At 64.2% G+C, this 13,541-nt stretch carries 10 protein-coding genes; 6 read left to right on the top strand and 4 right to left on the bottom strand.

What is annotated here, in order from left to right:
* Window positions 1-2: 2 nt before the first annotated feature.
* On the bottom strand, window positions 3-599 hold the full coding sequence (locus tag SR3_RS10495) for an amino acid synthesis family protein (RefSeq protein ID WP_068084981.1): 597 nt from the start codon (window positions 597-599) through the stop codon (window positions 3-5).
* A 102-nt stretch (window positions 600-701) separates the two neighbouring features.
* Here SR3_RS10495 and SR3_RS10490 point away from each other — a divergent pair, with 102 nt between their 5' ends.
* A complete protein-coding gene (locus SR3_RS10490; RefSeq protein ID WP_068084978.1) occupies window positions 702-1,382 on the top strand; it encodes a GntR family transcriptional regulator in 681 nt (226 codons plus the stop codon).
* Window positions 1,383-1,476: 94 nt separating this feature from the next.
* On the opposite strand, the gene SR3_RS10485 is transcribed toward SR3_RS10490, so the two are convergent.
* Entirely contained in the window at window positions 1,477-4,116 is a 2,640-nt protein-coding gene (locus SR3_RS10485) for a TonB-dependent receptor (protein ID WP_068084975.1), read from the bottom strand.
* A 360-nt stretch (window positions 4,117-4,476) separates the two neighbouring features.
* On the opposite strand from SR3_RS10485, the gene SR3_RS10480 reads away from it, so the two are divergent.
* From SR3_RS10480 to SR3_RS10460, 5 genes are all read left to right on the top strand, one after another.
* A complete protein-coding gene (locus SR3_RS10480; RefSeq protein ID WP_068084972.1) occupies window positions 4,477-6,594 on the top strand; it encodes a glycosyl hydrolase 115 family protein in 2,118 nt (705 codons plus the stop codon).
* A 78-nt stretch (window positions 6,595-6,672) separates the two neighbouring features.
* Window positions 6,673-7,527 (top strand): LysR family transcriptional regulator, encoded by an 855-nt coding sequence (locus SR3_RS10475; RefSeq protein WP_245653868.1) that lies wholly within the window; start codon window positions 6,673-6,675, stop codon window positions 7,525-7,527.
* 109 nt (window positions 7,528-7,636) lie between these two features.
* On the top strand, window positions 7,637-8,623 hold the full coding sequence (locus tag SR3_RS10470; protein WP_068084961.1) for a zinc-dependent alcohol dehydrogenase family protein: 987 nt from the start codon (window positions 7,637-7,639) through the stop codon (window positions 8,621-8,623).
* A gap of 163 nt (window positions 8,624-8,786) precedes the next feature.
* Window positions 8,787-9,686, top strand: a complete 900-nt coding sequence (kdgD, locus tag SR3_RS10465; RefSeq protein WP_245653867.1) for a 5-dehydro-4-deoxyglucarate dehydratase — start codon at window positions 8,787-8,789, stop codon at window positions 9,684-9,686.
* Between the two features lie 13 nt (window positions 9,687-9,699).
* Complete coding sequence (locus SR3_RS10460) at window positions 9,700-11,028, top strand: enolase C-terminal domain-like protein (RefSeq protein WP_218018797.1); 1,329 nt, start codon at window positions 9,700-9,702, stop codon at window positions 11,026-11,028.
* 323 nt (window positions 11,029-11,351) lie between these two features.
* Here the strand turns inward: SR3_RS10460 and SR3_RS10455 are convergent, their stop codons facing one another.
* Complete coding sequence (locus SR3_RS10455; protein ID WP_068084951.1) at window positions 11,352-12,476, bottom strand: mannonate dehydratase; 1,125 nt, start codon at window positions 12,474-12,476, stop codon at window positions 11,352-11,354.
* Window positions 12,477-12,570: 94 nt separating this feature from the next.
* Complete coding sequence (locus SR3_RS10450) at window positions 12,571-13,458, bottom strand: LysR family transcriptional regulator (RefSeq protein ID WP_068084948.1); 888 nt, start codon at window positions 13,456-13,458, stop codon at window positions 12,571-12,573.
* Window positions 13,459-13,541: the final 83 nt, after the last annotated feature.

The following is a 13,541-nucleotide window of genomic DNA, read 5'->3' as shown; positions in this document are numbered from 1 at the left end:
GATCAGCCCTGCGCCGCCTTTTCCGCCGCGATGGCTTCCAGATCGAGATAGCGGTTGCCGATGCGCGGATGCACGCGGCCACCATCGGCGGCGCCCAGCACGATCACGATTTCATCATCGAGCGGCGCGTCGGAAATGGCGAATTCGCCGGTGATGTAGTGCGAGCGCGCGCCCTCATCGTCCTTGTGCATCATCGGCACCTGGATCGAGGTGTTCTGCCCGCCGCGCTTGTTGGTGAAGCTGAGGTAGGATTTGGCGTTCACCGCCTCGCGATAGTGGTTGCCGAAGCGCAGCGTGTGGATCAGCGCCGAGGCATGCTCGATCTCGCCCGCGCCGCCCACGACGGCGGCCTTGCCATAGGCCTCGATCTTGTCGGCGCCGCCGATCAGGGCGCACAGGCGCTCCACCATCAGCGCGCCCAGATCCGAGGCGATGGCCTTGATCTCGGGCTGCAGGTCCTCGACGAAACCGCGCCCGGCCCAGGGATTCTTGACCACGGCGGCCAGCAGAACGGTGGTGACGGGCTTGGCGGCTTCCTTGCCGCCCTCGATGCGAACGTCCTCGATGTAGCTGACCAGCTTGCGAATCTTGAGCGTCATGGCGCGCCTCCTGATGTGTATGTTGTCGGATGGTATACCAAGACAATAGACAGGGTTCGCCCTTTCTGTCAAAGAGAGAATTGAGACAGGGCGAAAGATAAAATGGTTGAGACTCTAGAGAAAATTGAGAACCGCCCGCAGACGCTGCGGCTGATCGCGCTGGACCGTGTGCGCGATGCGGTGATGGAAGGGCGAATCGCGCCGGGCGAGCGGCTGGTGGAGCGCACGCTGGCGGAAAGCCTGGGCGTCAGCCGCTCGGTGATCCGCGAGGTGATCCGCAATCTGGAATCCGAAGGGTTGGTGGAAAGCGCCCCTTCCGGGCCGCGTCTGGCCACCATTTCGCCCGCGCAGGCGCAGCAGATCTATGAAATCCGCAGCCAGCTGGAGTCTTCCGCCGCCGCCGCTTGCGCCGAAGCCTCGACGCCCGAGGTGGTCAGCCAGCTGGCAGCCGCGCTGAAGGCGATCCGTCAGGCGCATGACGATCGCAATCCGATTGGCGCGCTGCGCGCCTCGACCCGCTTTTACGAGATCATCTTCATGACCGGCCAGCATGATATCGCCTGGGATATCGTGCAGCGCCTGAATGGCCGGATCAGCCAGATGCGGGCGATGACTTTGTCTGTCGTGGGCCGTCAGGCGGCGGGGTTGAAGCGCCTGTCGAAGATCGTTGCCGCCATCGCCGACCGCAATCCCGCCGCCGCCAGCAGCGCCTGCCGCCAGCATGTGCAGGAAGCCGCGACGATCGCGATCAAGATGCTTCAGGAGTCGGAAGGCGCGCGCTAGGCGGGGTTCCCGCCGGTTGCATGCTGCGTACAAAAAATGGCCGGGAGCAGCGTGATGCCCCCGGCCAGTGAGAAGACGGCGAGAAGGTGGGCCGTCAAAACTTGGCGCGAACTCCGAACTCGAAGGTCCGGTCATAGGCATTGACCGATTTTGGCAGCAGCGGCGTGCCGTAATAATCGTTCAGCGTGTTGCGGGTGAGGTTGGTGGCATCGAAGGTGATGGCGATCTTCTTGGTCAGATCATAGCTGATCGAAGCGTCCAGCTGCCCGATCGGCTTGTAGATCAGCGGACGATTGGCGGCATCGCCCGAGGTCGTCTCGACATATTTGCTGCGCCAGTTGTAGGCGACGCGCACCGAGACCGGGCCCTTCTCATAAATGCCGATCAGATTGTAGCTGTTCCTGGAAAGACCTTCCAAAGGCACGCTCTGCCCGGGGATGGGGCTGGGCGCATGGCTGTCGACAAAGGTGTAGTTGGCCTGCAGGCCCAAGCCGTTGAAGGGAGCGGGCAGAAAGTCGAAAAAGGTCTGATAACCGACTTCGATCCCCTTTACCGTGCCATTGTTGCCATTGACCGGGCGTGTCATCAGGAAAGGCTGGCCGTTGATGGTCTCCTGCGTCGAGACATTCTGGATAAAACCGTCGACTTTCTTGAGGAAGGCCGCCGCATACAGAATGTTGGTCTTGGAAATATACCATTCCAGTGAGGTGTCGAACTGGTCGGCCTTGAGCGGCTTGAGGTTGGGATTGCCCGCCGATCCGGTCAGGAAGGCATAGGCCAGGCTTTGCGCCGGGGTCAGCTGACTAAAGGCCGGGCGCGTCACCACCTTGGAGATCGCACCGCGCAGATAGAGCTTTTCGGTCAGCTTGGCGCGGATGTTGGCGCTGGGCAGCCAGCTGCCGTAATCGCTGTTGGCGTTGATCGGCGCATAGCCGCCGCCCTGCTGGTTCTGGAAGCCGGTGACGCTTTCCTTCGTCTTCACATAGCGCAGCCCGGCATTGCCATCGAACTGGATGCCGCCCAGCGTGAAGCTGTAATTGGCCATCAGATAGGCGGCATAGGTGGTTTCGGCGATGTCATAGAGCTGCGAGGGATCGTCGGCAGGCGTGCCGGGACCAAAGCCGAACAGCTGGCGGGCAAAGGCGATATCGCGCACCAGATTGATGTTGGGCAGGGCGAATTGCTGCAGGCTGAGGTTGTAATCGCCCCGGAACACCTGATTGGGCGTGGTGGTCAGCAGGCCTTTCACATTGCCCGGCAGCGGCAGATCGGTGCGATCGCTGAGCGAATAATCATTGGTGAAGCCGCTGTGATGCGAGGTGCGGCGCGCATAGCGCAGACCGGCCTGAAGGTTTCTCAGGAAACCGCCCAGTTCATAGGTCGCATCGAGACGCCCGCTGACCTCTTCGCCGACATTGCGGTGATATTCGTCCTGAAAATTGTCGAAGCGATAGGCGTTGAAATCATTGGGGTTGAAGCCGGAAACTTGCGGGTTCGGGATGAAATTGCGCAGATCCAGCGTGTAGGAGGGCGCATTGGCATAGATGCCGATCTGGCGCATATCGTCCCAGCCGGAGCTGCGGGTGTAATTGCCCTCTCCGGTGATCTTCAGGCGATCCTGCTCCCACTTGCCGCCCAGCGCGATCTGATAGGTGGTGTAGGCGCTGTCCTGTGCATAGGTGGCCGGGGCGAATTTGGCATTGGCATAGGAACCATACTGGAAATAGTTGGTGCCCGGCGCAAAGGTAAAAGGTGCCACTGCGGTTGCCGGTGAGGCACGGAAGCCGCTGGTGCCGGTGCGCACGTAAGCGGTCAGATTGTCCTCGCGGTTGTCGACGCGTTCGAAGGCGCCGTCCAGATAGAACTCCAGATTGCTGGCCGGGCGCCACTGAGCCGAGGCGTTCACGCCCCAGCGCTTGCGGCTGCCATTGGTGTAGCGCGTGCCCGCATCGGTGACGGCGGTGATGGCATCGCCCGCATCCTGCTGGCCATTGCCGTTGAGGTCGAGCAGATCGGTGCGGGTCTGATAGGCGCCGGTGGCATTACGGAACGAACCGTAATGGCGCGCTTGATAGGCGGCGCTGACCAGCAGGCCGACCTCGCCCACGCTGGTGTCAAAACGGTTGCTCCACAGCGCCGAGACGCGCGGGTCCACCTTTTTGGCGATGTCGCCGTAGAAGCCCTTGGCGGTGATGGATTTCTCGCTGCCCTTGAAGTCGAAGGGGCGGCGCAGGCGGATGTCGACCACGCCGCCGATGCCGCCCTCGATCTGATCGGCGGACGAGGTCTTGTAGACATCCACCCCGGCCAGCAGCGCGGCGGGAATGTCACCCAGCGCGATGGTGCGGCCCGAGGTGGTGAAGTAATCGCGCCCGTTGACCAGTTGCTGCACCTGAGACAGCCCGCGGATCGCTACGCCGGAGCCCTCACCCTGGCTGCGGGTGATCTGCACGCCGGTGACGCGCTGCAGCGCCTCGGCCACATTGTTGTCGGGCAGCTTGCCGATGTCTTCGGCGACGATTGAATCGACGATCTGATAGGCGTTGCGCTTGATGCCGATCGCGGTGGAGAGGCTGGCGCGCACCCCGCTGACCACGATCTCGTGATCGTCGGCGGCCGGTGCTGCTTGCGATGCGGTGGCATTGCCTGCGGCCGGAGCCTGCTGCGCCCATGCTGTGGTTGCCGTCAGGCCGGAAAGCAGTGCGCAGGACGCGAGTAACAGTGATCTGGTCATTGAGCCCCTCCATAATTATCTGACCACAATATCTCACTTTGGTCATACCACAACTATTTATCCGACAATTTTTTCCGGAAAGCGGTCTGGCCTGCGGCGAAAGCGGAGGCGTGCCAAGGCTGGGGTGTGGCGAATGAGGCGATGGAAGTAGAAATTTTATCACGCAATTATAGTGATATAAATGCTATGCGTGCGCCATGCGAGCCATGCGCTTTGCGACCATGAGTCATGGCTGAACCGGATGGCAGCCCGTCTTTCGAAAATTGGACAGATCACCCATCGACCAATTCTTGAACATTCATCGGATCACGGATATGGAATGGTCTGATAATATCAGCATGCCAACGCGGGAGAACAAGCGTGAGATTTTCGAAGCGACAGGTCATCCAGTCTCTGGGCGCGGCGGGCGCTGCGGCCCTGAGTTCTCAGGGCCGATCCGCGACTCGCGGCGCTGCCGGCCCGCGCGTCACCCTGTCGATCCGCTCACCCTTCCAGCCGGTGCAAAGGGCGGCGCAGGATCTGGCGCGGGATCTGGAAACCGTGCTGAACGCCACGGTGGATGTCGTCCCCGATCAGGCGCCCGCGCAGAATGGGCTCCATATCGCCATCGCCACCAGCAACCAGGGCGCGCGCGAAAGCTTCTCGCTCAGCCGCCATGGCAACCGCGTCGATCTGGTCGGCGCGGATATGCGCGGTACGATCTATGCGATCTATCAGTTCAGTCAGGACCATCTGGGTGTCGACCCCATGGGTTTCTGGACAGACCACCAGCCCGCGCGCCTCACCCAAATCGCCATGAAGGATGGCGCCCGTATCCAGTTCGCCGGGCCGGTGATCGAATACCGCGGCTTCTTCGTGAACGATGAGGACCAACTCACCGGCTGGGCCCCGGCCAAGCCGGAAGACCGTACCAACATCGATCCCGCGGTGATGGACAAGGTCTATGAGACGATCCTGCGGCTCAAGGGCAATATGGTGGTGCCCAGCACCTGGCCTTTCCCCGATGATCCCCAGATCAAGGCGGCCAGCGCGCGCGGCCTGATCGTCAACCAGCATCACGCCACGCCGGTGGGGATGAACGCCGCCCGCTGGCCCGAACATGTGCCCTACAATTACACGCAGCACCCCGACATTTTGCGCAACGCCTGGAAAAATTCCATCGCGCTGTATGACAAGGATCAGGAGGTGCTGTGGACGGTGGGCATGCGCGGCCTGTCGGATGTGTCCTATGCCTCGATGGATCCCAGCGTGGTGGGCAACAAGCCGCGCATGGGGGAACTGGCCGGGCAGGCCATGCGCGAGCAGATGGCGCTGGTGCGCGCCCGCTTTCCCAACGCCCGCTTCGTCACCAACCTGTGGTCCGAAGGCGCCGAGCTGATGCGCGAGGGCCATCTGAAAATCCCCGAGGAGGTGATCATCGCCTGGCCCGACGAAGGCTGGGGCAAGATCCGCGACGACGGTCAGGTCGGCAAGGGGCAGGGGTTTTACTTCCACGTCGCCATGCTGAACGGCAAGGCGAACCAGCTTTCCGAAATGGTCCCGGTGGAACGCATCCATGAGGAATTTGGCCGCTTTATCCACGCCGGCGCGACGCGTTTCGCGCTGGTCAATGTCAGCGATCTGCGCGCCGTGGCCATGACCGCGAAGGCGACGCTGGACACCGCCTGGAACGGCGTGCCCGCCAGCGCTTCGGCCCGCGCCTATTATGCGGGCTGGGCCAGGGGCCAGTATGGGCCCAACGCCGCCGAAAGCCTCGCCGAATTTTACCCCGCCTATTTCAAGGGTCTGCCGCGCCTGCCCCTGAACGAAGGCACCGGGGGTGGCATGGAATATGGCGACCAGCGCTACCAGGAGCTGTCGCGCAGCCTGATGCTGCGCACCATGATCGATCCGCCCTATTACCGCACCATCGCGCAGTCGCCGCAATGGTGGCCGCCGCGCATGGTCGATTATGGCAAGAGCGCGGCGGACGCCAAACGCTGGGTTGATGAGGTCTCCGCGCGGGAGATCGCCACCTGCACCGCCGCCCAGCCCCGCTTCGATGCGCTGCTCAAACAGGCGTTGGCGATCCTGCCGCAGGTGGCGCCCGAGCGGCGCGACTATTTCCAATATGCCGTGCTGACCATGCTGTCGGTCAACCGCAACGGTAATGCGATGCTGTTGGCGGTCAGCCATGCGGTGCGGGCGGCTCTGGCGGGCGATCAGGCGCGGGCGCTGGGTCAGGCGGATGCCGCCTTGGCCCAGATCGCCGAGATCCGCCGCTATCAGGCCTATGCCACCTATGGCAAATGGCAGAACTGGTGGCGCGGCGAGTGGCTGACCAACATCGACTCCACCGCCGACTGGCTGGCCACCTTCAAAAAATGGGTGGTGGACCCGATCGGTACCACCCCCGTGCCGATCATGGAGACCGACTGGGAGGCCTATTACCGCATCCTGAAGTATCAGGGCACGCGCTCGGTGGATGTGCGCCCCTGATCCGGCGGCGCTGCGATTTGACCGGCCTGCCGCCCGTGATAAGGCTCGGGAAGGCTGGATCGAAGGGGCGGGGGCGGCATGATGGAATGGAGCGATCTGCGGGTCTTTCTGGCCATCGCCCGCACCGGCACTTTGGGTGCGGCGGCGCGGGTGCTGGGGCAGACCCAGCCGACCATGGGCCGCCGCCTGCGCGCGCTGGAGGAGGCCATCGGCCACACGCTGTTCCAGCGCACAGCCGAGGGTTTCGTGCTGACCGATGAGGGCAGCCTCGTGCTGGCGCATGCCGAAAGGATCGAGGAGGAGACGCTGGCCTTCCAGCGCGAACTGAGCGGCAATGAGGGGCAGCTGGAGGGTCTGCTGCGCCTGTCCTGCTCGGAATGGTTCGGCAGCTGCCTGCTGGCCCCGGTGCTGGCCGCGTTCGGTGCGCGCCATCCGGGCGTCTGCGTGGAGTTGCTGACCGATGCGCGGCTCTACAGCCTGCCGCGCCGGGAGGCGGATATGGTGTTCCGCATCAAGCCTTTCGATGAGCCGGAGGTGGTGTCCCGCCGCTTGTTGCATATGCCCTATGCCGTCTACGCCGCGCCGGGTTTCGATCCTTCGGGGCTGGGCGACGGGCAGGGCGCCCGGCTCATCACCATGGACACCGGCTTTGCCCAGATGGCCGATGCCGTCTGGCTGCGCCAGCGCCTGCCCGAGGCGACCGTGGCCTTCCGCAGCAACAACCGGCAGGTTCAGGCGCGCCTCTGCGCCGATGGCGCCGGGCTGGCCGTGCTGCCCCGCCCGCTGGGCGACGCCACCCCCGGCATCGCCGCCATCGATCTGGGCGAAGCGCCGCCGGGGCGCGACACTTTTGTGGGCTATCACAAGGATATGCGGCGGCTGGCGCGGATGCGGGCCCTGCTGGATCTGGTGGTGGAGCGGCTGGCCAATTAGGCCCAAACAAATATGCATGACTTACATGCAACATCGTTGATTTTCGCATGAGCCATGCGGGCCGATGATGGGGACCACAGGAAGCAACCCCCTATCAGCGAGAACCATCATGCAAGCAGCTCTTCTTGAAACCCATGCCTCGGCCTTCACCCTCGCCACGATCACGCTGCCTGAGCCCGGCTCCGGGCAGCTGCGCGTGCGGATCGCGGCCAGCGGCGTCAATCCGCTCGATCTGAAAATCCATCAGGGGCAGGCCGCTCATGCGCAACACCCGCTGCCCGCCGTGCTGGGCCTCGATCTGGCGGGCACTGTTGAGGCTGTCGGTGAGGGCGTGACCCGCTTCCGCCCCGGCGATGCGGTCTATGGCATGACCGGCGGTGTTGGCGGCCATCAGGGATCGCTGGCGCAGGCGGCCATCGTGGCTGCCGATCTGCTGGCGCTCAAGCCCGCCAATCTGTCGATGCGCGAGGCTGCCGCCTTGCCGCTGATCACCATCACCGCCTGGGAAGGCATGGTGGACCGCATGGCCGTGCAAGCCGGAGACACCGTGCTGGTGCAGGGCGGCGCGGGCGGTGTCGGGCATATTGCGGTGCAGATCGCCCTCTCGCGCGGGGCGGAGGTTTTCGCCACGGGTTCGGCCAGCCAGCGGGGCGTGATCGAAAGGCTGGGCGCGATCTTTATCGACCGCGATGAGCCCGTTGCCGATTACGTCGCGCGCTTTACGGCGGGCGAGGGTTTCGACCGCGTCTACGATACTGTGGGCGGCGTGGGGCTCGATGCCTCCTTTCAGGCGGTGCGTCGCTTTGGCCATGTCGCCAGCTGTCTGGGCTGGGGGGCGCATGGGCTGGCGCCGCTGTCCTTCAAGGGGGCCAGCTATTCGGGCGTCTTCACGCTGATGCCGCTGCTGTCGGGCGTGGGGCGGGCGCATCACGGCGCCATTCTGGCGCAGGCCGCGCAGCTGGTCGAGGCGGGCAGCCTGCTGCCGATGGTCGATCCGCGCCATTTCACGCTGGAGACCGTGTGCGATGCCTATCGCATCCTGCGCAACGGAGAAGCGCGCGGCAAGATCGTGATCGATATCGCGGAGGAAGAATGAGGGCGCGACAGCATCGGTCATGTCGGCGATGCTGAACTGACATGAACTGAAACCGGAACGGACTTGGACCGCGACGGGCGCACGAGCTAGCCAAAGGATCAGGATTACAGCACAGGAATGGGAAGAAGCGATGACTTCGGCAGGTAAAATGGGCCCGGGCGACATGGCCGCAACAATCGGTTCGGGGCTGTTGTCTTTCCCCGTCACGCATTTCGATGCCGATTTGCAGTTCGAGGAAGCCCCCTACCGCGAGCATTGCGCCTATATGCTCGAGCACGAAGTGGTGGCGCTGTTCGCGGCGGGCGGCACGGGCGAAATCTTCGCTCTGAGCCCGCAGGAGATCCTCACGGTGACGCGCGCGGCGGCCGAGGAAACCGCCGGCCGCGTGCCGGTGATCGCCGGTTGCGGTTATGGTTCGGCCATCGCGCTGGAAATCGCGCGCGGGGCCGAAAAGGCCGGCGCCGATGGCCTGCTGCTGCTGCCGCCCTATCTGGTGGGTGGCAAGCAGGAAGGCCTGGCCGCGCATATCGAATCCGTCTGCAAGGCCACCAATCTTGGCGTCATCGTCTACAACCGTGGCACCGCCATTGTGAACGAGGACACGCTGGCGGGTCTTTGTGATCGCAATCCCAACCTCATCGGCTACAAGGATGGCGTCGGTGATGTGGAATTGATGATGCGGATCTACAACAAGCTGGGTGATCGCCTGACCTATGTCGGCGGCCTGCCCACGGCGGAAACCTTCGCCCTGCCCTATCTGGAAATGGGCGTGACGACCTATTCCTCGGCCATCTACAACTTCATGCCGGAATGGGCGGTGAAGTTCTACAAGGCGGTGCGCGCGCGCGATCACGCGCTGGTGCATGACATGCTGCGCAATTTCGTGCTGCCCTACATCGCCCTGCGCGACAAGGGCCGGGGTTATGCCGTCTCCATCGTGAAGGCGGGCATGGATGTGGTGGGCCGCCCCGCCGGGCCGCTGCGTCCGCCGCTGACCGGGCTGCTGCCCGAGGAAATGGATCAGTTGGCCGAGCTGGTCAGCAAGGCGCGGGCGTCAGTTTAAAATGGGGGGTCTGATGGGTGCTGCGCCCGTTATTGCCGCCATGCGTGTCGTGCCCGTGGCGGGGCAGGATTCGATGTTGCTCAACCTGTCGGGGGCTCACGGGCCTTTCTTCACGCGCAACATCGTCATCCTGACCGACAGCGACGGGCGCACCGGCCTTGGCGAAGTCCCCGGCGGCGAGGCGATCCGCCAGACGCTGGAGGACGCGCGCCCGCTGGTGGTGGGCAAGCCCCTGGGCACCCATGCCAGCGTGGTGGCGCAGGTGGGCAAGGCCTTCGCCAGTCGCGATGCGGGCGGGCGCGGTCTGCAGACCTTCGATCTGCGCACCACCATCCACGCCCAGACCGCTATTGAGGCGGCGATGCTTGACCTGCTGGGCCAGCATGTGGGCGTGGCGGTGGCCGATCTGCTGGGCACCGGGCGCCATCGCGACCGGGTCGAGATGCTGGGTTATCTGTTTTACGTTGCGGACCCAGCAAAGACCGATCTGCCCTATCGCGACGAAAGCGATAGCGCCGACGCATGGGACCGCCTGCGCAACCGCGAGGCGGTGACGCCCGAAGGCGTGGTGGCTTTGGCCAGGGCGGCTCAGGCGCGCTATGGCTTCCGCGATTTCAAGCTGAAGGGCGGGGCTCTACCTGGCGATGAGGAAGTGCTGGCGGTGCGGGCCCTGAAAGAGGCCTTCCCCGAGGCCCGCATCACGCTGGACCCGAACGGCGCATGGTCTCTGGCGGAAGCCGTGCGTCTGATGAAGCCGCTGGGCGATGTGCTGGCCTATGCCGAAGACCCCTGCGGCGCGGAGAACGGCTTTTCGGGCCGCGAGGTGATGGCCGAGTTCCGCCGCGCCACCGGCCTGCCGACCGCAACCAACATGATCGCCACGGACTGGCGGCAGATGGCGCATTCGCTGTCGCTGCAGTCGGTGGACATCCCGCTGGCCGATCCGCATTTCTGGACGATGGAAGGCGCGGTGCGCGTCGCTCATCTCTGCGATGCCTTCGGCCTGACCTGGGGCAGCCACTCGAACAATCACTTCGACATTTCGCTGGCGATGTTCACCCATTGCGCGGCGGCGGCTCCCAGCAAGGTGACGGCCATCGATACGCACTGGATCTGGCAGGATGGCGCGGCCTTGACCCAAGATCCGCCGAGGATCGTGGACGGTCATGTCGATCTGTCGTCGAAGCCGGGCCTTGGTCTGGTTCTGGATGAGGACCGGTTGGCAGCCGCGCATGAGCTGTATCAGCGCCATGGGCTTGGTGCGCGCGACGATGCGGCTTCGATGCAATATCTGATCCCGGGCTGGACTTTCGATAACAAGAAGCCCGCTTTGGTGCGTTGAAGGAGTTTAGAAGGGATTAAATGCGAGGGTCATAACCCTCGCGCTCCCTTTAATGTCTACGTTGCGCATAGGGTTCGGCCTTGGAGCAACGTTTGCAGCGCCGCAGGCAGTATTCGCAGCGCAGCGCTGAAGGATTGAGAGCCTGCGGCGCCTCAGGTGGTGCAGGTGGAGAGGTGGGGCGCTTCAATTCGGCGCCACCACCTTCTCGTCGGGAGACGGAATGGGAGCGCGAGGGGGTAACCCCCTCGCATCTTTCCTTTCTTCTACAAAATTCCAAACCCTGCCTTCGGGCTGGAAGCCTCCCCGGCCTCCAGCCCGTCTTTTTAAGCGTGCTGGGCGGCCTGCATCAGGCCGCGAATATGGCCATAGGCGAAGGCGAAGCTCTGCAACGCGGCCTCGGGGTGGCCGGGGATTTCGGGAACGTGGTCGGGCATCAGCATGCCGTCGTAGCCTACTTCGGCATAGGTCATCAGTGCCTTGTAGAGATCGACATCGCCCTCGTCGGGGAAGGCCTCGCGGAAGTGGCCGCGATGGCCGACGATGTTGCGGAAGTGGACGTTGAAGATCTTCTTGCGCGTGCCGAAATAGCGGATCACGTCGAAGATCTGCTCGGCTGGGCGTTCCAGATCCTCGCTGATCGTGCCCTGGCAGAAATTCAGGCCGTGATAGGCGCTCTCGCGGATCGAGATGAAATGCTTCAGGCCTTCCACCGTGCCCAGCACGCGGTTGATACTCTGGTAGCCTTGGGGCCCCACGCCGGGGTCTTGCGGGTGGCAGGCGATGCGCACCTTGTACTCATTGGCGACGGGCACGACGTGATCGAGGAACCAGGTGATGCGCTCCCAGAACTGCTCGGCATTGACGGGACCGGCGCGGGTGAGGGGCGGCTGGGGCTTGGCGCTGGCCTCGTCCCAGGCGGAGAACATGGCATCGCCCCGGCCTTGTTCATGGTGGTTGCGCAGCACGCCCAGCAGGCTCATGTTGTATTTGATGCAGGGCACGCCCGCCGCCGCGCAGGCGCGGATCTGGTTTTGGAAGGCTTCCACCTCCCGCTCGCGCTCGGGGCTGCTGGCCAGCATGATGCCGCCGTGGGCCTCCTTGTCGATATGGCTGGAGGGCAGGAGCAGCGGGTGGAAGATGGCCAGCGTCAGCTTGTGCCTTTCGGCCATCTCGCGCACCGCTTTCACCTCATCGGCGGTGGAATAGAGGCGGCCTTGCGAGCGTTCGCCCTCCGCCGCGATATGGGTGACGCCATAACGGGCGAGGAAGGCGAAATGCTCGTCATTGGACGGGCTGCTCTGGCACCCCAGCTTCATCAGCAGTTTTGGACGGGCGCCGGGGCTAGGGTGTTTTGCAGCGGTGGCGGCATAGGCGGGCAGGCCCGCGCCCACTGCGCTGCCGGCGGCTGCTCCCGCGCCGATGCTGGCCAGAAAGTCGCGTCGATCCATCAGTCCTCTCCTGTTTTGATGGCAGGACTTTAGGTCGGCCCGGCGCGCCTCAACAATCGCGACTGGGCATGAAGCGATGCGGCTGCGCTATCGATCAATCCGCCGCGCAAAGCGCCTCCAGCCTGGGCACCAGCGCCAGCAGGGCGGGATTGTCGGCATCGCGGGTCCAGGCGGCGTGGAGTTCCACCACGGGCTCGGCCTCCTCCATTTCGGAGAAGACCACGCCATCGGGATGCAGCCGGCGAGAGCTTTCGGGCACCAGCGCATAGCCATGCCCCGCGCCCACCAGCATCAGGATCGTGTGGATTTGCGCCAGATACTGCACATGGCGCGGCTCGGCCCTGGCGCCGGTGAACAGGCCCACCAGCAGATCGTGGAAATAGCGGGCCTTGTCAGGCGCATACATGATGAAGGGCAGATTGTCGAAATCGGCGAGGCGGCGGGGGCGGTCACCCTCGGGCACGCTGGCGGGGGAGCAGACGATAAAGCGCTCGCGCAGCACCGGCAGCGATTCCAGATCGGGGTGGCGCACGGGCGGGCGCAGGAAGCCCAGATCGATCCGCCCGGCCAGCAGGCTGTCGAGCTGCTCGCCCGAGACCATTTCCTTCAGCACAAAGCGCACATCGGGCGCGGCCTGCTGGGCATTGGCGATAAAACGCGGCAGGAAGCTGTAGCCCGAGGCGGCGGTGAAGCCCAGGCTGACCAGCCCCTGCTTGCCTTCCGCGGCGGCGCGGGCGGTGGCAATGGCGCTGTCGGCCAGATGGACCACACGGCGCGCCTCGGGCAGGAAGGCCATCCCCGCCGCCGTCAGCTTGACCGAGCGGCTGGAGCGGTGGAACAGCTCCACCTTCATGATGCGTTCGAGCACCTGAATATGGCGCGAGAGCGGCGGCTGCGTCATGTTGAGCCGCTGCGAGGCGCGCCCGAAATGCAATTCTTCCGCCACTGCCACAAAGCAGCGGAGCTGGATCAGTTCAAACACATGCGCCCCTTCCTCACCCTATGCGCTCACCATCGGCCAAGCGCGGGCAGGATACAAGCCTTTCGGACGGTATTGCCGGTATG

Origin of the sequence: Novosphingobium rosa NBRC 15208 (assembly GCF_001598555.1) — a bacterium.
Classification (GTDB): domain Bacteria; phylum Pseudomonadota; class Alphaproteobacteria; order Sphingomonadales; family Sphingomonadaceae; genus Novosphingobium; species Novosphingobium rosa.
Note: the sequence above shows the minus strand (reverse complement) of the source record. Positions and strands in the feature narration are given on the sequence as shown.